The organism is Aurantiacibacter aquimixticola, assembly GCF_003605475.1.
Classification (GTDB): domain Bacteria; phylum Pseudomonadota; class Alphaproteobacteria; order Sphingomonadales; family Sphingomonadaceae; genus Alteraurantiacibacter; species Alteraurantiacibacter aquimixticola_B.
This window is the reverse complement of record NZ_RAHX01000001.1, coordinates 2,474,347-2,491,543: the sequence shown is the minus strand read 5'-3', so window position 1 is coordinate 2,491,543 and position 17,197 is coordinate 2,474,347. Positions and strand designations below refer to the sequence as shown.

Genomic DNA, 17,197 nt, shown 5'->3' with positions numbered 1-17,197 from the left:
GCCGGGCAATGGCGAAAAAGCGCCGCCGGGTAAAGGCTGTCCGGAGCGCTATTGCTCGGCCAGGAACGCGATGAGATCCGCTCGATCCTGGCCCGCCGGCATACCGGGATAGGCCATCTTGGTGCCAGGGATGATCCGGTCTGGGTCTTCGAGATACTGGAACAGCTTTTCGCGCGACCAGACGATACCGGCATTCGCGTTGGCTGGCGTGTAGTTGTAGCCATCGACTGCGCCAGCCGAGGCGCCGACGATGCCGGCCAGCGTCGGGCCGGACCGGTTCACCCCCGGCTCGAGCGCGTGGCACGACTGGCATTGGCGATATAGCTGTTCCCCATGCGCGGCATCGGGCGTGAATTGGGCGAAAGTCGTGCCATCCAGCGTTCTTGTATTGTCGGGAGCGGGTGCCCCGACCTCTGCCGTCGCACGCTCTTCGCCCCCTGCGGTTTGCTCTTCCGCTTCGCACCCCGCCAGAAGAGCGGTGATCGGGATCAGCGAACTAAGCCAAAGACGCATGCGAACTCTCCTGTTGATGAAGCATTCCTGCCAGAACATTGCACATTTGTCCGGACAAATCTTGCGGCGATGAATTATGACGCTAGGCTGGCACAAATGCGTATCGCCTCCCTCGCGCTTCTCGCAAGCTGCCTCGCGCCTTCCGCGGCTGCGCAGGACATGCCAGCGCCCGGTATCTGGACGAACATGGAGGACCACTACTTCGCCGAAGAGGAAGGCCGGGAGCAGGCGGACTGGGTCTCGTACGAGATCGCAGAGAATGGCCGCTGGCGTGAAGTGGATGCGTTCGGCGAACCGCTAGGCGATTGGCGCCCAGATTCGATTCCCGGACTCTCACGGCGCGATGAAGATGGCTGGCAGATAGGGCAGAGCGAATTGCGCCGCGCGCGACCTTTCCAATGCTGGATCTCCATACGAAAATTCGCCGGCAACCCCGATGGGAGTGAAGCGTGGACCTTCCAACGCGGGCTGAGTGTCTTCGATCAGGGCGGTCGCATCTTCGTGTCCGGCGACGGGGAAGCTCCCGACGTCACGCTCAGGATGCGGAATGTGACGTGGGCGCGTGGGAGCTCCAACCGCCCCTCCCTCGTCCTTTACATGCACCGTGACGATCCAGAACGCGCCGAGAGCTATAGCTGGACATCGCCCGACGCCGCATTGATCGGCATAAACCTGCGCTGGGTGCAGGCCAGCTGCGCGCCTGTTGGCGATCGCTGAGCTGATGGCACGGATCGCCCCGCTGACTCTGGACGAGTTACCGCAAGACACGCGCCGCGCGCTGGTATTCGCGCAGGAGACGATGGGCTTTACGGCCAATGACGTGCTGACGATGGCACGCTGGCCGCAGCTGCTTTCGGCGCTGGAGCAGCTGGTTGGCACGATTTACGAAAGCACGGAGATAGACCCGCTGTTGAAACGCCTGATCGCCCTGGTGGCGAGCAGCGCATCGGGCTGCCGTTACTGCCAGGCGCACACGGCGCATGGTGCAGTGAAGCAGGCGGGCGGTGACGAGGCAAAAGTGGCGGCGGTCTGGGAATACGCGACCAGTCCGCTCTTCACCAAGGCAGAGCGTGCCGCGCTGGACCTTGCCCTCGCCGCAGCACAGCAGCCGAATGCCTCGAACGACGAGCATTTCGAAGCTCTGCGCGCGCATTATTCGGAGCGGCAGATATTGGAAATCGTCGCGATGATATCGCTGTTCGGGCTTCTCAATCGCTGGAATTCGACGCTGGCTACCGAATTGGAGACTGCCCCGCTCGATGTCGCGAGCAAGACGATACCGGACTTTCGCTAAAGTCTAGTTCCACGCCACTCCGCTGGCCCAGTCGCCGGCCACGGCGCGCAGTTCATCGACACGGATTGCCTGCCAGATGCCAGCCGCGAAGTATGGGTCGGTCTCGAAGAAGGCGCGCGCCGCAATCTCGTCATCCGCCTTCACCACGATCAGGGACCCCACCGTCTCCTCATCCCGCTTGAGCGGTCCCGCGACGGCAAAGCCTTCAATATGCGCCTCGATATGGTCCAGATGCGCCTGCAAGTGCCTTTCGCGCAGCGCCGCCGCGTTTTCGCCATCGCGGCAGTGAAAGGCGAAGAGCCTCGTCATTCAGATGGCGGCGTGAAAATGACTGGGTCGATCGGCTCGCCGACCACGGCGTGTTCCCAAAACACGGTGTTTGACAGCACACCATCGTAAAGCAGCGACACGCTGCGGGCCTGAACCCAGCCGTTTTCCAGTTTGATAAAGTCTCCATAAAGCCGCTCGTGGAAGCCGCGCGGGGATCGGAAGGCCATATATGTGAGGAAATGGCTGTCCGCATCGACGCCGAACAGCGTTTCCTGCCCCTGCGGATCGATGATCCGCACAATGTGCGTTTCGCGCCCGCCGATACGCCGCTGGGGCCCTGTTTGCAGGACAAACCTATCGTTGAGCGCCGAGCGGATGATACCGAAACCGAAATTGTTGGCCCAATACGCATCCGCCTCATCGCGCGGCATGACGCCGTCCTGCGTCCAGGTGGTCTCGCCATCGTAGCCGACTTCGAAGAGCGACACGTTCTCGTTTGTCGCGATGATGCGCACCTTGCCCTCCGCACCGTGAGCGACGAGGCGGTCTTCCGAAAATTCGCGCCACATCCGGTAGTCATCCACTCTCGAGCGAACCGCTCCTGTGGCGGGATCGTAAAATATGGCGGTGCCTCTCAATTGAAGCGTGCCGGGATTGAGAAACAGCTCGCCACCATGCGCCTCGATCGCGCTCTCGACGATAGCGCGGGCTGAACGATCGTCCTGCGCGGCCGCGCAAGGCGCGATGCCCGCCAGCATCAGGATTGCCACCAGAAGCCGGACGAGGGTCGTCATTGCGTTTCCACCAGTTCGAGCAGCTCACCCGCCCGGCCGTGCGTGGTGCCGGCACGTCGCCCCTCATAGAGCGCGCCGTCGCGAAGCGCCGGCGAGGCAATCCAGTCGACCTGGCAAGCATCGAGATCGTTTACAGCCAGCGTCACGAGGGCATTTCCAGGCGGCAGCATGCCTTCGTGACGAGGACGGTGTGTCGCCGCCTCGGGATAGTCGTCCACCTCGACGATAGGCATCCGATCTTTCTGCACCATGGTGAGCGTCGTTTGCGTGCCAGCCGACAGATCGAACGCCTTATTTATCATGGTGTACGGGATGGTATAATCCGTACCCCGGTCAAACCCCAGCGCATCGACATACCATGCCACGCTGGCTTCGCGATCGGGCGTGGCGAGCACGCAGATAAAAATGCGATCTACGGGTGATTTCGCCGGTGGCAGAAAGAGATCCGATTGCGGCGTCAGAACCTCGTTCAGGTAGACCATTTCCCGCCCTGGCCCGAGCGCCTGCATGGGAATGAATGTGGGCTTCATGTTCGCAATATTCTTCGGCATGCCGACGATGGTGAACAGATCCGCAGGCAATTCCTTCGGCCAGCGCCACACATCCTCGACCGTGCATTCGAACGCGGCCCAGCCATATGTGCGGGTCGGACGAAAATTGGCATGCGCTGGCTGCTCGACCAGACGAAACCAGCATGGCTCACCGCTCACGGGACGAAAGACTGCGTAGGGCGATCGGACGTTCGCCGGGCAGCCCCAGCTGTTCGCAAGGTCCTTTGGCAGCTCGCCACGCTCGACAAGCTCCAGCCCGAGCACGTCGCGATAGGCGCGCAAGCCCTCTTCGAGGTTGGGGACAGTGGACAAGCCGCCGAGGATGGTGCCCGGCGTCAACCGCCGAAATCCGGTTTGCGCTTTTCAACGAAAGCAGCGGTGCCCTCGTGAAAATCGGGTCGAATGAATGCCTCGGCGAAGATCGCTCGGGTTTCGACATCGTCATCCGACTGTCCATCGAGCACACGGCGCACGACGCGCTTGATCTCGCGGATGGAATGCGGGCTGGCGGCCAGCAATTGCTCGATCAATGCGTCGGGACTATCGGCCAGCAGCTCGACCAATCCGATCCGCGCCGCCTCCTGTGCGCCGAGCAGTTCGCCGGTGAACAGCATCCGTTTGGCCTGGCCCGGTCCGACGAGATCGACGAGCAATTTCACATCATGCAGCGGATAGACCAGTCCGAGCTTGCCCGGGGTGATGCCGAAGCGCGCTTTCGCTTTGGCCACCCGCAGATCGCAGGCGAGAGCGATGCCGCAACCGCCGCCGACACAGTCGCCTTCGACAAAGGCAATCGTCGGCACGCTCAGACGCGCAAGCTCATGCTGCACGCGGTTGATCGCCGTCTGGTTCGCCGCGCGCCATTCGGCATCGTCCTTGTTCGCGAGCATCTCCTTGATGTCCGCTCCAGCGCAGAACACGCCGCCAGCCTCCGCCGAGCGGATCACGAGTACGCGCACGTCCGGATCGTCTGCCGCATCGGCGAGAAGATCGGGCGTCGCCTGCCACATCGCAGTGGTGAAGGCGTTGCGCTTTTCCGGTCGGTCGATCAGCAGGTGCGCCACGGAGCCGTATTTTTCGAGGCGCAGGCTCATACCGGATTCGTCTCGCGAAAATGATCGGCAATAGCCTTGCGCGTGGTCACCCAGACACCCTCATGCACGCGCACATGGCGAAAGAATTCTTCCAGTGCCCAGATGCGGCCCGGTCGCCCGATGATGCGCAAGTGCAAACCCAGACTCATCATCTTCGGATTGCCCGCCTCGCCCTCGTGATAAAGCTGGTCGAAATTCGCTTTTGCGTAATCGAGCCATTGATGCGGAGTGAGCGCCGGATCGGTCCACATCTTCATGTCGTTGCTGTCTAGCTGATAGGGAACGATCACCATCGGGTTGTCGGGATCGGTGTCCCGATCCCAGAAGGGCACGTCGCCCGAATAATCGTCCATATGATAGGCGTAGCCATCCTCAATCAGCAGCCGGCGCGTATTGTCCGTGAGGAGGTAGCGGCTGAGCCAGCCATAAGGTCGCACGCCGCATGTTTGCTCTATGCTCTCGGTCGTCCTGCGGATGAACTTGCGCTCGGCATCTTCGTCCATCTTGAACTGGTGGACCCAGCGCCAGCCATGGCTGACGGGTTCATGTCCCAGATGCACGATGGCTTCGGCAATTTCGGGATGGTTTTTTAGCGCCATCGCGGCGACCGTCCAGCTGGCGGTGATATCGTACTGTTTCAGGAGCTTCACGATTCGCGGCGCGCCCGCCTTGATGCCGTAAAGGTAATTGCTCTCATTGGAGTAGTTGCGGATCGGCGATTTCACGAACACGCCCAGCTCGTCGACCGGCTCCATGCCCCGATCGCCGCGGGCGATCGTCATCTCGCTGCCTTCCTCGACATTGACGACTACGCTCAACGCCAGCTTTTCGCCGCCCGACCAGTCGATCCGCTCTTCCTGCATCAATGCATCTCCTCGCCGCCAGTGACATTTAGCGCCTCGCCCGTAACATAGATCGCTTCATCGCTGGCGAGCCAGAGGCAGGCGGCGGCGGTATCGGATGGCAGGCCGGGCCGCCCCATCGGGTTCTTTGCAGCCATGTTGGCAAGGTAGTCTTCTACCTTATCGAAACCGAGTAGTTTACTGAAATACTCGTTCTGCCGTGCACCCAGGCCGGTCGTAACATGGTTAGGGCACACTGCGTTCACGGTGATCCCATGCGCGCCCAGCTCGACGGCGGATGCGCGAGTGAGGCCTACCATACCATGCTTGCTGGAGACATAGGCGGGCAGATGCGGAAAGCCGGTTTTCGCGGCCTGGCTGGCGATGTTGATAATGCGCCCGCCTTTGCCCGCATCGACCATGGCGCGCGCGGCCGCCTGCGTGCAGTAGAACGCGCCGGACAGGTTGACTGCAAGCACTTGGTCCCACTCGTCCGCAGTGTCGACATCAAGTAGCGGCTTCATTTTGAAGCCGATTCCGGCGTTGTTAACGAACACGTCGATTCTGCCGAAATGTTCGATAGCCTTCGCCACGAGAGCCTGACAGCGAGCGGCATCGGACACGTCGCAAGCGATCGTTGCCACCTTCGCGCCGCGACCGCGCAATTCTTCGGCCACCGCATCGGCTTCGTCATCGAGCGCCATGTCCGAGACAACGCAATTCGCGCCTTCATCGGCGAAGGCTTGCAAAATGCCCTGGCCCAGCCCCTTCTTCTTGCCCGATCCGGTGACGACCACCGTCCTGCCCGTGAAGCGGCCCACGCTCACAGCTCCTCGGTAATGATGAATTGCGGATTGTCGGCGAACCCCTGAAAGGGCGCCGCAGCCTGCTGGAAGTTGTCGCTCGAAATGTCGGCCACGAATTCGTCCATCCCGATGATATCGATGATCTCGATATAGCCGAAATGCGGCGTTGCCTTATCATCTCCGAAAACGCTGGCGGCGCGGTGCACGGTAAAGCTTTCGACCGAACCCAAGCCATTCACCTTCGGAATATCGCGAGTCTTCGCCCACTCCTCATATTCGGCGATATCGACACCGTCCTTCAGGTTGAACAGGCAAATGATGCGCATCTCTCTCTCCTAATCTGCTGCTGGCGGGCGGTAGGCCCGCATAGTCTCGTCGAGGTGGCGTGCGAAAGCGAACAGCCCTGCCTCACAGCCCGCGCGCCCGACGATTTGCACGCCGATCGGCAAACCGTCCTGGGTCCATCCGGCGGGAAGCGACAGAGCTGGCAATGCCGCAATATTGGCAAGGCAGGTGAAGTCGGCCTGTGCAGCAGGCTCTGCTTGGCTATGAGGGAAAGGCGTGTTGGGAACGGTCGGCATGATCAGATAGCCGTGCTCGGCCACGATCTCGCGCACTCGCCGTTTCGCCGCATCGAGAACAACGCTGTCCTCCGCCAATTTGTCAGGCGCGCGCTGAGGCCCATAGGCAAGCAGCTTTTGCAGATGGGCGGACAAGCTGCCTACGGCCACAAGATGCTCAGCCATGGCGCGCGACACGTGGATGAAACCTGCAAAGCGGATACGCGAATTGCGGTGATCGAGCGTCACGGGCGCTGGCGGCTTAGACAGGGCAGCCAGAACGTCGTCGAAGACGCCGGCAACCTGCGGATCGACCTCCACACCGTGATCCGCGAGCACCGCGCCTGCCTGATCTGTCTCATCCTCGCCAAAGTCCGACATGGCGCGCGCCACGCGCTCCAGAGTGTCGAGATCGCGGGCCAGGGGGCCGATCGCGTCGAGCGACAGATCGGCGGGCTCCAATCCATGCTGGCTGACCCGATCGGTCGCGGGTTTGAAGCCGTATATGCCGCAATGGCTTGCCGGAATGCGGATCGAACCCATGGTGTCCGTACCAAGAGCCGCATCGACCAGCCCGGCTGCCACTGCCGCTCCGCTGCCGCCGCTGGAGCCGCCCGGCGAATATCCCAAGCGATGCGGGTTTTGCACCGGGCCGTAAAATGGATTGTCCGTTTTCGCGCCGAGCGCGCCTTCTTCCATGTTGAGGGCACCGATCACCGCCGCGCCCGCCCGGCGAAGGGCGGCTACGGTCGCTGCATCCTCCCCAGCAACCCGCTCGCGATACGCCGCGAGGCCGGTGGTCCAAGGAAGGCCTTTGACCGCGATGTTTCCCTTCACGCCGACGGTCATGCCCGCAAGCGGGCCTTCGCCTCCTTCGGCGCGGTCGTCCCAGCCGACGAAGGCGTTCAGTGCCTCGTCTCGCTGGCGAATAGCAGAAAGATCGATAGGATCAGACATTGCGCTCGTCTATCAGGCGAAGCGGCTTCTGGCGCTTGTCTATCTCGGTTGCGGCCGCCGTTCCGCCAGGTTCGGTAAGGCGTATGTCGACTTCCACACCGAGTCCGCGCCGGAGAGTTTCCGAAAGCTCATCCCGGTCGCTGTCACCACGACTTTCCAAGGTCACCGTCATGTGATCCTTCTGCGCCGCGTCGCGCGTAAGGTGGCAGACATACTCGCCCGTCAGGTCCGGACGGTTCTCGATGATGGCGCCGATCGCATGTGGAAAGACGTTGATGCCGCGCAGCTTCACCATGTTGTCGCTGCGGCCCTTGAACCCGGCGATGCGCTTGAAGGCGATCTCTCCGGATCCGTCCAGCTCATGCGTGATATCATGGGTGTTGAAGCGGATGCAGGGTGCGATATCGTCCTTGTAAAGGCAGGTGACGACCATGTCTCCGGTGCCACCCCGCTCCACCACTGAGCCGGTATCGACGTCGAGCAGTTCGAGATATTGCGCGTCTTCCCAGACATAGAGGCCATCGCGCTCCGGCCCCTCGCCCGCGATGCATCCTGTATCGCCTACGCCATACCAATCAAAGGCTTTCGCGCCGTGCCACGCCTGTTCGGTCGCGCTGCGATCCTCCGTTCCCAGATGGCCGATGATCATCTTGATATCGATCTTGTCGAACAGGCCGAGCTCCTCTGCGGTGTCGGCCAGCTTGCGAACGTAGTCGACGAAGCCGACGATGCAGGTGACGCCGAAATCGGCCATCAGTTGCACTTGATTCACGCTGCGCGTTTCGATCCCGGTCCCTGCGCTCAGGAAGACCGAATTGGTGAACTTCGTCACCGCCTCCCGGATGTAATGCCCCCCATTGATCATGCCATGGCCGTACACCGAATGGACGACATCATCGGGCGAGAGGCCCATCCAGCGATACATGCGGCCAACCAGAAGATTGCCGACTTCACGCCCCTTCGGACCGAACATCAGGACCTGTGGCTTGCCGGTCGTGCCGCTGGTGGTGTGGAAGACAGTGGGAGGGCGCGTGGACGGGTCGCCCATGCCGTGGAAATCGCCATAGGGCGGATGTTCCGCGATCGACGCCATCAGGTCGCTCTTGTCGTATACGGGCAGCTTACCAATGTCCTCTAACCCGCGAATGTCGCCCGCCTCGATGCCCTGCGCTCCCCAAAGGCGTTGATAGAACGGGATCTCCCACCCGCGCCGCATAAGCTTACGGAACTGCGCATCCTGAAGCGTAAACAGCTCGTCCCGGCCCATATCGCGATAGCGCACTGCAAAGGCTTCGCCGACAGGATAGTCCTCGAGCATCTGCCGGTGATCGAGCGCTTCGAAATAAGTCGGGTAGGTCATGCGGTATCCGTGAAATAGGCAAGCGGATCATCGAAAATGCGCGGATCGGCTGCGGCGGGCGCGAGTTCGCGGGCAAGATCGTGCTTCGCCCGGCACTGCGCTTCCGTCAGCGGATTGCCCGGACTGCCGAGCGTATGCGCGATTTCAACGGTGCGCTTGGTGCCGTCCGAGAGCGTGACGCGCAATTGCTGCGGAAAGAGCGCGTTCGGGTCGTCATTGCTATCGGCCACGAGCGAAAGTTTCTGTGCGAGGTCGCCTAGCTGCGGATCAGCCATGGTTTCGTCCGTGAAGCGGCGCGGGTCGATGTGGCCGTCCGTAAGCATCAGCGCGCCGAGCCATTGCAGACAGAGGCGGGCATAGGCGGGGGTCATGTCCGGTCTGTAGGGGCGACCGACCAATCGATGGATCAAGGGCGGACAGGCGAGTTCGGCCCGCTCCACCTGCATCCCGGCGAATTCTTGCAGCGCACCGAGCGCCGCATGACTTGCCCGCCCGCTCGGGAAAGGCTTTACGCTGACTTCGGAGATCAGCCATCGCTTGCCCAGCGTCGCGGTGTAACGGCTGAGATCGCCATGATCGAACAACGTGAAATAGCCGAATGGACCTTCCAGCGCGTCCTTCGGGCCGGGCAGGCCCGTCTTGGCAAGATCGCTAGCGGTGATGGCGGCTCGAGCGGCATTGGCCACCTGGAACGGCAAAGTCGCCAATCCCTCCAAATGTGGTTGCATCGTCCCCGCAGCAGAACACAGCGCAATGCCGAGCGTGTCATGCAGCGGTGCCCCGTCGATCCTGGCCACTGCAAGCGCCGCTCCAATCACGCCCGCTGTTGCGGGACGAAAGAATGTCAGCGGACTATCGGCGGCAAGACCAAGCCCGGCGGCAATATCGACACCGATGGCAAGCGCGGTCAAAGCATCGTTTGGGTCGCATCCGCCACGCCGGTCGATCGCCGCCCCCAGCGCCGCGGTGACCGCGCTCATCGCGTGAACGACAGCCGGTTCGTGCACCGCGTCCCATTCGAGGCAATGAATGCGATAGCCGTTGACGAAGGCAGCAGAGGGCGCGGGCAAGCGTTCCGCCGTGCCGATGAGCAGGGCCTCTTCGCCGGCTCCGAAGCCGCGCGCGACCGACAGGATAGCCTCCTCGCCCGGAGCGCCGACGCCAGCCGCTCCGACTGCTAAAGTATCACCCAACAGCCGAACCGCATCCGCGCGCACGGCTACGGGCAGCGCGTGGTCCGCGTCGGCGAAGGCAAGGAGGTCAGCTGTCGCGCTCATGCGAGCCAGTCCTCGAGCATTGCGTCGATGGCGGCAGGATCGTCACCGCGCAGCGCCATTTCGGCAGCCCTGTCCGCATCGGCGATGCCGCCCCACGCGCCCAATGTCTGCATCTTTGCGACGATAAGATCGTCGCTCACCGGCCGCTCGGGATCGCCGAGCGTATCGACTAGCTCCAGCCCGTTGACACGCGCTCCAAAGTGCTTGGGATAGCGCGCGGTAATCGCGGGGTCTTCGGATACGCTGACCTGTGAACGCAGATCTGCCAACTCGGCGATGGCCTGCATCGTGAAGTCGGCAGGCGCGGCGTCACGCCCCGCGGCGACCACCGCGACCGAATGCTGGACCGAGAATTTCGCTTCGAGCTCGGTCTGTGGATCGGGCCGGTCGCAGAAGGTGAGCGCATCGGCGTAGGTTTCGATCTTGAAAGGCGCTCGCAGTTCGCCCTGCTCGCGCAGCTGCATCGCCGCATCGATGGCGGGATGGGCGTGGCGGCAGGCGGCAAACGGCTTGAAGCTGACCTCGTGGATCAGCCAGCCATCGCCCGCTTCTCTGAGGCGGGTCGGATGCGCTGTCATCGCTTCGAACAGACCCTGAGCGCCTTCGAGGATACCCTGAGGACCGGTCGCCCCGTAGTGCACATGCAGCGCCGCGTCGCGCCCCGTACGAACAGCGTGATATATGTGCCATTGCTTGGTCAGCACGTCATCGTGCCGCATGTGCCACAGCCCGCCCGAAACGCTGGCCGCATTGCCCATGGCGTTCGCATATTCGACCGGCGCGAAGCCGATCAGCGATCCGAATGCCGCCGCCGCACCGATCATGCCCGCCGTCGTGGTCGGATGCCAATGCGCGTAGTGATGGGCATCGAGCGCTGCCCCTACGGCGATCATCGCTTCATATCCCCGGATGGCAGCGTCCAGCCGCGCCGACAGCGGCGCGCTGCCCATACTCATCGCCACGGGCCAGATTACCGGACCTGGATGGAGAAGAGCGGTGCGATGAACGTCGTCCATTTCCAGGGCGTTGCCGACATAGGTCGAGCGCCCCCAACCGCTGCCCGAAAGCGCACTTGCGAGATGTCCTGCCTCCATGTCGCGCCCGCCGGCCACACAGGCGAGCCAGTCGAGCAGGTGCAGCCGTGCGCGTTGCCGATCACTTTCCCCAACCGGACGGGCCAGTCTTTCGGCCAGTTGCGAAAGGAGAGGTTTGCTCATAGTGCGATAGCTTTCCTGCCGGAGAAACTCGCTTGGCTGACACCGCTGCCAAATCCCCGAAAGCCCGCATTCCTCGCTACCTGCAGGTGGCGGGGGAGTTGCGTGAAGCGATCATGGCCGGGCGGTTTTCCAACGGTACGACATTCCCCACGGAAACGACGCTGTGCCAGCAATACGATGTCAGCCGTTTTACCATTCGGGAGGCGCTGAAGCGATTGCAGGCGGAGGGGCTCATCGCCCGCAAGCGCGGCAGCGGAACGGTTGTGCAACCAGCGGCCGCGCGCGGCGGCGCGCTGCACCAGCCGCTCAGCAATGTCGGCGAAATCCTGCAATATGCGCGCGACTCCAAGGTCGCTTACGAAAGCAAGGGCCGTGGCCCACTGCCGACCGAAGTCGCCGAGCAAACGGGCGAGGACCTGGCGGGCGACTGGACGTGCTTTCGCGGCGTGCGTCGCCATCCGGACAGGCGACGCGCGATCGCGGTGACCGAAGCTTATTTTCACGAGCGGCTCGACGATGCCGTGGAAACGCTCGATCTTTCGGCAGGGACGCTGTTCAGTCAGATCGAACGGAGCTCCGGCGTACGCGTCGGCAAGGTTACGCAGGATATCCAGGCGATTGCCGCCGATGCCGATATCGCTCGTGATCTCAACCTGGACGAAGGCGATCCGGTCCTGCGCATTCTGCGGTGCTATTACGATCCCACGGGCACCATATTCGAGATTTCGGTGAGCTTCCATCCGGGCGACCGCTTCGCCTATTCGATGCATATCGACGTCGAGGGCTAGCGCGTTCATTCGCCGAGCTCCGGCACCGTTGCCGGCCGCCAGTCCTCGCTCGCAAAGCGGATCGGAGGGGCAATCAGATGACCGCCTTCCGGCCCTTCCACCAGCAATTCACGCTCGGCGATATGGGGCTGGTCTAACGCTTCGCGACAGTCGAGGACCGGCGCGAAGGCGATATCCTTTTCGGCGAACCATTCGACCCAGGCGTCGCGCGACCGGGTCGCGAACGTCGCGCGCAAGAAGGCGATCAGTTCCCCTTGCTCGCCCGCAGGACGTTCGGCGTCATCGATCAGGTCCTGCCGCCCCAGCGCCGTTAGTAGATTGACCGCGAACTTGGGCTCGCGGCCAGCGAGGACGATGTGCCGATCGTCGGAGGTAGTGTAAACCTGGTAAAGCGCTGCGCCCCCGGTAGAACGCTGCCGCGCGCTTACCGGCGCTTGTCCGCCCGCGATGGCATCGCCTGCGACATGGGTGATCCACGGCAGCAGGCTGTCGAACATGGCGCAATCGATATAATCGCCTTCCCCCGTTTGGTCGCGCCCGATGAGCGCCATTAGCACGGCAGAGAGCGCGGTGAGGCTGGCGGCCATGTCGGCGCTCGGCACGCCGGGCACGACGGGCCTGCCGTCGGGCGCATCGTTCAGCGACATGTGCCCGGTCAATGCCTGCACCGCCATGTCGTGCGCAGGATGATGTGCGAGCGCGCCTTCCTGCCCGAAGGCCGAGATCGAGCAATAGATGATGCGCGGATTGATTGCGCGCACCGCTTCGTAATCGAAACCGAGCCGTTTCATCACGCCCGGACGGAAGCCTTCGACGAAGACGTCCGCCTCTCCGATCAATTCGCGCAGAGCGAGCTTGCCCTCATCGGACTTCAGATCGAGCGCCCGGCTTTCCTTGCCGCGATTGCAATTGGCGAACCACACCGAATGGCCGCCTTCGAATGGCTCCATCGCCCGCGCCGGATCACCACCGGGCGGCTCGACCTTGATGACCCGCGCGCCCTGGTCCGCCATCAGACGCGTCATCATCGGCCCCGGCAGGAACAGCGACAGGTCGAGGACAGTGGTGCCGGTCAGCTTGCCCATCGGCTCAGACCACGCCTTCGGCATGCAACGCCACGATTTCGTGATCGCCGTAGCCCGCCTCTGCCAAGATGGCATCCGTGTCTGCGCCCAGCAGCGGGGCAGCGCGGTTTTGCGGCCTCTCGCCATCGATCCGGATCGGGCTGGCCAGCGTTTCCATCCGAGCGCGATCCGGATGCGCAATCGTCTGGCGCATTCCGACGGTTTCGGCCCACGGATTGTCGAGCGCATCGCCCAGCTCGTAAACCGGCGCGACTGGAACATGGCCGCCGAGCAATTCCTGCCAATGCGCCATCGGCTGCGTCTGGAAATGCGCATCGAGCAATTCCGTCAGCACGGCCCTGTTCGCTAGCCTGTCCGCATTAGACGTGAACCGCTCGTCCTCCAGCAGATCCGTCCTTCCAATGCGCTCGCACAGAATATCCCAGAATTTGGGCAGCTGGCACATGACGAACATCCAGCCGTCTTGCGCCTTGAACATCTGGCTCGGCGTGGCGGTCGGGTGGGCGGAACGCGGCGTCCGCTCGGTCTCGTCGCCTTCGTTCATGTACCACAGTGCCGGGTAGGAGGTCTGATGCAAGCCGGCCGAGTAGAGGTCTGTGTCGACATCGCGGCCACGTCCGCTGCGCTGCGCATCGAGCAGCGCAGCAAGCAGGCCTATCGTCATGATGGTGCCGGTCATGAAATCGACCATGGAAAGGCCCATGCGTTGCGGCTCTCCGCCCGGCTCTCCGGTGATCTGGCAATACCCCGCCTCGGCCTGCATCAAATAGTCGTAGCCCGGCCATTTGGCGCGCGCATTGTCGCGGCCATAGGCGGAAAGATGCGCGCAGACGATGGCGGGATTGACCTCTCGCAGCGCAGCATAAGTCAGGCCAAGTTTTTCCGGCAGGTCACCGCGCATATTGTTGGCAACGGCGTGGCTGTCCTTGGCCAAACGGCGGAAGATCGCCTGACCCTTTTCGCTGCGCAGGTCCAGGGTGAGCGAGCGCTTGTTATAATTGAAGCTCTGAAAGTAGAGGCTTTCGCCATCGCGCAGGAAATGCGGGCCGACTGCTCGGGCCGTATCGCCCCCACTTTTACCGTTTTTGTGCGGCGGCTCGATCTTGATCACGTCCGCCCCCATCTGGGCGAGATGCATGGTGCCATATGGCCCCGCGCCATATTGCTCGGCGCTCAGCACGCGAAAGCCGGTCAGGGGCAGGTTCTCTCCCACGCGCGGCCGCGTCAGATCGCGTTTTTTTTGAAGTGCTGCTTGGCGATGATGATGCGTTGCAATTCGTTCGTCCCCTCTCCGATGCACATCAGCAGGCTATCGCGGTAATAGCGCTCGATGTCGTATTCCTTGGAATAGGAATAGCCGCCATAGACGCGCATCGCCTCCTGACTGTTCTCCACCGCCGCTTCGGATGCGAAATATTTGGCCATGCCCGCCTCCATATCGCACCGCTCACCCTTGTCGTAGGCTTCGGCGGCATCGAGCGTGAGCAGCCGCGCCGCACGCGCGCGGGTTGCCATTTCGCCGATCTTGAGCTGGATCGCTTGGTGATGCGCGATGGGTTTGCCCATCGTCTCGCGCTGCTGGGCATATTCGGTCGCATGGCGCAGCGAGCCTTCGGCAAGGCCGACCCCGCGCGCGGCGACATTGATGCGACCGAGCTCCAGACCGCCAGTCGCCTGGAAGAAACCTTGCCCCTCGACGCCGCCGATCAGTTGGTCCGCCGGGACACGATAGTCCTCCATCACCAGTTCGGCGCTGTCGATGGCCTTGTAACCGAGCTTGTCGAACTTCTTGCCGACCGTCAGGCCGCTGCCCTCCCGCTTGTCGACGAGGAACATGCTCATGCCCTTGTAACGCGGGTCGGCATCGGGATCGGTCTTGGCAATCAAGGCGAAACAGTCGCCATTGATCGCGTTGGAAATCCAGGTCTTGGTGCCATTCAGCACGTAGTCGTCGCCATCCCTACGTGCGACTGTCCGGATGGCTTGAAGGTCGCTGCCTGCATTAGGCTCGGTCAGCGCGAGGCCGCCGCGAATCTCACCGGTGGCGAATTTGGGCAGCCATTTTGCTTTCTGCTCCGGCGTACCGAAACGCTCGACCGCGGCGGCCATGATCAGGTGCGAATTGAAGATGCCGGTGATCGCCATCCAGTGGCTGGAAATGCGCATCACGATCTTGGCATAGGTGGTCGCGGGCAAGCCCAGACCGCCATATTCCTGGCCGATCGTGGCCCCAAACAGCCCGAGTTCGGCCATTTCGTGAACCAGCTTTTCTGGCCATTCATCGTTATGGTCGTGATGCTTGATGACGGGTATGACGGATCGCTCCATCCACTTGTCGATCGCATCGATGAAGGCCTGCTCCTCATCGGCGTCGATAGTGCGGATCTGGTCGTCCATCACGGGTGCGGTTGCCATTTGCCTGGTCCTCAATCGTCGAGATTGCCGTGGCCGCGTTTCCAGACGAGCACGGTGCGCTTGTAGTGCGCACACACTTCTCCGTCCTGGTTCTTCGCGGTGGTCTTGAATGTCACGATGCCCTGCTCGGGGCGGCTCTTGCTCTCGCGCTTTTCAAGCACTTCACTTTCGCAATAGAGCGTGTCGCCGACGAAGAGCGGATGCGTCATGCGAACCTCGTCCCAGCCGAGATTGGCGATCGCCTTGCCGCTCGTGTCGGATACGCTCATGCCCGTCATCAGCGCGATGGTGAATGGGCTCACCACAAGCGGCTTTCCGAATTCGGTCTTCTCAGCCAGAGCATAGTCGAAATGCGCCGGATGCGTATTCATGGTCAGCAGCGTGAACCACACATTGTCGGCATCGGTGATTGTGCGGCCGGGGCGGTGTTCGTAAACATGCCCCTCGACGAAATCCTCGAAATAGCGGCCCTGCACTTCGCGGAAGCGGCCAGGCGAAACTTCGATCACACCGTCACGCATTAATCGATCCTTCGCATCGCGCGAGCACTGCGCGGTAATGTTTCACCAAGGGCTCTTCCAGCATCCGGCCCTTGTGTCGGACGGCCTGACGCCCCGCATCCTCGTAAGCCTGAAGAGCGTCGACAGCTTCGTTGCGCTGGTCGTCGCTAGGCGTGAAGACCTCTTCGATCACCGCCACCTGCGATGGGTGAATGGCCGCCTTGCCCGCGAAACCGAGAGCACGGGCACGCTCGCATTCTTCGCGCAGCCCTGCCTCGTCGTCGAGATGAACGAAGGGCACGTCGATGAGCGGCACGCCCGCTTCGGCGCAGGCTAGCACGAGCTGCTGACGGGCGAGAAGCAGCGGCTCCCACGCCAATGCGACGCCCAGCTCTGCGGAAAAATCACCACCGCCGAAAAAGACCGCCGACACGCCGTCTGCCGATGCGATTTCAAGCGCGTGGCGAAGACCGCGCGGCGTTTCGATCAGCGGGATCAGGTCGGGACATTTCGTGCCTAGCGCGCGATGGACCTTGGCAATCTCATCCGCGCTTTCGACCATCGGGACAAGAAGCGTCCGCGGCATTCTGTCGGCTTTTGCGAGCGCGGCCAGGTCCGCCTTTCCCGCATCGGTCAGCACGCCGTTGATGCGCATCGCGAAGCCCTTGCCCACAGCCTCCAGCGCCGATTGTCGAGCGTCGGCCTTGTCGCCTTCCGCCACCGCATCCTCGAGATCGATTACCGTGAGACCTGCCCCTGCTGCCAGCGCCTTGGCGTATCGATCCGGTCGACTGCCAGGCACAAAAAGAAGGCTGTTTGCGGCAAACATATGTTGAGAAAGGCTCCGGCGGCGGAAAGGTCCGAATTACAGCTT

Annotated in this window: 20 protein-coding genes; 3 read left to right on the top strand and 17 right to left on the bottom strand. The window is 62.4% G+C overall.

All coding sequences use genetic code 11. The annotated features are described in order from the left end of the window. Positions 1 to 48: 48 nt before the first annotated feature. The gene (locus D6201_RS12495) at positions 49 to 513 is read right to left on the bottom strand and encodes a c-type cytochrome (protein ID WP_120049406.1); all 465 of its coding nucleotides are present in this window, start codon (positions 511 to 513) and stop codon (positions 49 to 51) included. Positions 514 to 609: 96 nt separating this feature from the next. Here D6201_RS12495 and D6201_RS12490 point away from each other — a divergent pair, with 96 nt between their 5' ends. Together D6201_RS12490 and D6201_RS12485 are read left to right on the top strand one after the other, a co-directional pair. Further along, complete coding sequence (locus D6201_RS12490; RefSeq protein WP_120049071.1) at positions 610 to 1,230, top strand: hypothetical protein; 621 nt, start codon at positions 610 to 612, stop codon at positions 1,228 to 1,230. A 4-nt stretch (positions 1,231 to 1,234) separates the two neighbouring features. Then, a complete protein-coding gene (locus D6201_RS12485) occupies positions 1,235 to 1,807 on the top strand; it encodes a carboxymuconolactone decarboxylase family protein (protein WP_120049070.1) in 573 nt (190 codons plus the stop codon). 3 nt (positions 1,808 to 1,810) lie between these two features. Here D6201_RS12485 and D6201_RS12480 read toward each other — a convergent pair whose 3' ends face one another. Genes D6201_RS12480 through D6201_RS12430 form a run of 11 tightly spaced genes read right to left on the bottom strand, consistent with a single transcriptional unit; the run spans position 1,811 to position 11,535 of the window. Then, the gene (locus tag D6201_RS12480; RefSeq protein ID WP_120049069.1) at positions 1,811 to 2,116 is read right to left on the bottom strand and encodes a YciI family protein; all 306 of its coding nucleotides are present in this window, start codon (positions 2,114 to 2,116) and stop codon (positions 1,811 to 1,813) included. Continuing rightward, entirely contained in the window at positions 2,113 to 2,871 is a 759-nt protein-coding gene (locus D6201_RS12475; protein ID WP_120049068.1) for a hypothetical protein, read from the bottom strand. The genes D6201_RS12480 and D6201_RS12475 overlap by 4 nt, the downstream gene beginning before the upstream one ends. Further along, the gene (locus D6201_RS12470; protein ID WP_242447547.1) at positions 2,868 to 3,734 is read right to left on the bottom strand and encodes a VOC family protein; all 867 of its coding nucleotides are present in this window, start codon (positions 3,732 to 3,734) and stop codon (positions 2,868 to 2,870) included. The genes D6201_RS12475 and D6201_RS12470 overlap by 4 nt, the downstream gene beginning before the upstream one ends. A 23-nt stretch (positions 3,735 to 3,757) precedes the next feature. Continuing rightward, positions 3,758 to 4,516, bottom strand: coding sequence for an enoyl-CoA hydratase/isomerase family protein (locus D6201_RS12465; RefSeq protein WP_120049066.1), 759 nt, complete (start codon positions 4,514 to 4,516; stop codon positions 3,758 to 3,760). Next, positions 4,513 to 5,379, bottom strand: a complete 867-nt coding sequence (locus D6201_RS12460; protein WP_120049065.1) for a polysaccharide deacetylase family protein — start codon at positions 5,377 to 5,379, stop codon at positions 4,513 to 4,515. Before D6201_RS12460 ends, D6201_RS12465 begins: the two co-directional genes overlap by 4 nt. After that, positions 5,379 to 6,179, bottom strand: coding sequence for an SDR family NAD(P)-dependent oxidoreductase (locus tag D6201_RS12455; protein ID WP_120049405.1), 801 nt, complete (start codon positions 6,177 to 6,179; stop codon positions 5,379 to 5,381). The genes D6201_RS12460 and D6201_RS12455 overlap by 1 nt, the downstream gene beginning before the upstream one ends. 2 nt (positions 6,180 to 6,181) lie before the next feature. Continuing rightward, positions 6,182 to 6,490: an REDY-like protein HapK gene (locus tag D6201_RS12450; protein ID WP_120049064.1), complete on the bottom strand. Its 309-nt coding sequence runs from the start codon at positions 6,488 to 6,490 to the stop codon at positions 6,182 to 6,184. Positions 6,491 to 6,499: 9 nt separating this feature from the next. Beyond that, complete coding sequence (locus D6201_RS12445; RefSeq protein WP_120049063.1) at positions 6,500 to 7,681, bottom strand: amidase; 1,182 nt, start codon at positions 7,679 to 7,681, stop codon at positions 6,500 to 6,502. Then, a complete protein-coding gene (locus tag D6201_RS12440) occupies positions 7,674 to 9,041 on the bottom strand; it encodes a phenylacetate--CoA ligase family protein (RefSeq protein WP_120049062.1) in 1,368 nt (455 codons plus the stop codon). Before D6201_RS12440 ends, D6201_RS12445 begins: the two co-directional genes overlap by 8 nt. Further along, entirely contained in the window at positions 9,038 to 10,318 is a 1,281-nt protein-coding gene (locus tag D6201_RS12435; RefSeq protein WP_120049061.1) for an MmgE/PrpD family protein, read from the bottom strand. The genes D6201_RS12440 and D6201_RS12435 overlap by 4 nt, the downstream gene beginning before the upstream one ends. Beyond that, entirely contained in the window at positions 10,315 to 11,535 is a 1,221-nt protein-coding gene (locus tag D6201_RS12430) for an MmgE/PrpD family protein (RefSeq protein ID WP_120049060.1), read from the bottom strand. Before D6201_RS12430 ends, D6201_RS12435 begins: the two co-directional genes overlap by 4 nt. A gap of 32 nt (positions 11,536 to 11,567) precedes the next feature. On the opposite strand from D6201_RS12430, the gene D6201_RS12425 reads away from it, so the two are divergent. Then, positions 11,568 to 12,323, top strand: a complete 756-nt coding sequence (locus tag D6201_RS12425) for a GntR family transcriptional regulator (RefSeq protein WP_242447546.1) — start codon at positions 11,568 to 11,570, stop codon at positions 12,321 to 12,323. A 5-nt stretch (positions 12,324 to 12,328) separates the two neighbouring features. Here D6201_RS12425 and D6201_RS12420 read toward each other — a convergent pair whose 3' ends face one another. From D6201_RS12420 to D6201_RS12400, 5 genes are read right to left on the bottom strand one after another with little or no spacing between them, the layout of a single operon-like run. Continuing rightward, entirely contained in the window at positions 12,329 to 13,408 is a 1,080-nt protein-coding gene (locus D6201_RS12420) for a CaiB/BaiF CoA transferase family protein (protein ID WP_120049059.1), read from the bottom strand. Positions 13,409 to 13,412: 4 nt separating this feature from the next. Then, positions 13,413 to 14,621: a CaiB/BaiF CoA transferase family protein gene (locus D6201_RS12415; RefSeq protein ID WP_120049058.1), complete on the bottom strand. Its 1,209-nt coding sequence runs from the start codon at positions 14,619 to 14,621 to the stop codon at positions 13,413 to 13,415. 11 nt (positions 14,622 to 14,632) lie between these two features. Continuing rightward, positions 14,633 to 15,823: an acyl-CoA dehydrogenase family protein gene (locus tag D6201_RS12410; protein ID WP_120049057.1), complete on the bottom strand. Its 1,191-nt coding sequence runs from the start codon at positions 15,821 to 15,823 to the stop codon at positions 14,633 to 14,635. A gap of 11 nt (positions 15,824 to 15,834) precedes the next feature. Next, positions 15,835 to 16,344 carry a MaoC family dehydratase gene (locus tag D6201_RS12405; protein WP_120049056.1) on the bottom strand — a complete coding sequence of 170 codons (510 nt, stop codon included), beginning with the start codon at positions 16,342 to 16,344 and terminating at the stop codon, positions 15,835 to 15,837. Then, the gene (locus D6201_RS12400) at positions 16,337 to 17,125 is read right to left on the bottom strand and encodes an HpcH/HpaI aldolase/citrate lyase family protein (protein ID WP_242447545.1); all 789 of its coding nucleotides are present in this window, start codon (positions 17,123 to 17,125) and stop codon (positions 16,337 to 16,339) included. The genes D6201_RS12405 and D6201_RS12400 overlap by 8 nt, the downstream gene beginning before the upstream one ends. Positions 17,126 to 17,197 lie beyond the last annotated feature (72 nt).

Bases quoted from the DNA above. Each gene is read 5' to 3' on its own strand.
- D6201_RS12410 (WP_120049057.1), bottom strand. From the start codon at position 15,823: ATGGCAACCGCACCCGTGATGGACGACCAGATCCGCACTATCGACGCC.
- D6201_RS12435 (WP_120049061.1), bottom strand. From the start codon at position 10,318: ATGAGCGCGACAGCTGACCTCCTTGCCTTCGCCGACGCGGACCACGCG.
- D6201_RS12495 (WP_120049406.1), bottom strand. From the start codon at position 513: ATGCGTCTTTGGCTTAGTTCGCTGATCCCGATCACCGCTCTTCTGGCG.
- D6201_RS12445 (WP_120049063.1), bottom strand. From the start codon at position 7,681: ATGTCTGATCCTATCGATCTTTCTGCTATTCGCCAGCGAGACGAGGCA.
- D6201_RS12490 (WP_120049071.1), top strand. From the start codon at position 610: ATGCGTATCGCCTCCCTCGCGCTTCTCGCAAGCTGCCTCGCGCCTTCC.
- D6201_RS12465 (WP_120049066.1), bottom strand. From the start codon at position 4,516: ATGAGCCTGCGCCTCGAAAAATACGGCTCCGTGGCGCACCTGCTGATC.
- D6201_RS12485 (WP_120049070.1), top strand. From the start codon at position 1,235: ATGGCACGGATCGCCCCGCTGACTCTGGACGAGTTACCGCAAGACACG.
- D6201_RS12460 (WP_120049065.1), bottom strand. From the start codon at position 5,379: ATGCAGGAAGAGCGGATCGACTGGTCGGGCGGCGAAAAGCTGGCGTTG.
- D6201_RS12420 (WP_120049059.1), bottom strand. From the start codon at position 13,408: ATGGGCAAGCTGACCGGCACCACTGTCCTCGACCTGTCGCTGTTCCTG.
- D6201_RS12475 (WP_120049068.1), bottom strand. From the start codon at position 2,871: ATGACGACCCTCGTCCGGCTTCTGGTGGCAATCCTGATGCTGGCGGGC.
- D6201_RS12430 (WP_120049060.1), bottom strand. From the start codon at position 11,535: ATGAGCAAACCTCTCCTTTCGCAACTGGCCGAAAGACTGGCCCGTCCG.
- D6201_RS12440 (WP_120049062.1), bottom strand. From the start codon at position 9,041: ATGACCTACCCGACTTATTTCGAAGCGCTCGATCACCGGCAGATGCTC.
- D6201_RS12450 (WP_120049064.1), bottom strand. From the start codon at position 6,490: ATGCGCATCATTTGCCTGTTCAACCTGAAGGACGGTGTCGATATCGCC.
- D6201_RS12480 (WP_120049069.1), bottom strand. From the start codon at position 2,116: ATGACGAGGCTCTTCGCCTTTCACTGCCGCGATGGCGAAAACGCGGCG.
- D6201_RS12405 (WP_120049056.1), bottom strand. From the start codon at position 16,344: ATGCGTGACGGTGTGATCGAAGTTTCGCCTGGCCGCTTCCGCGAAGTG.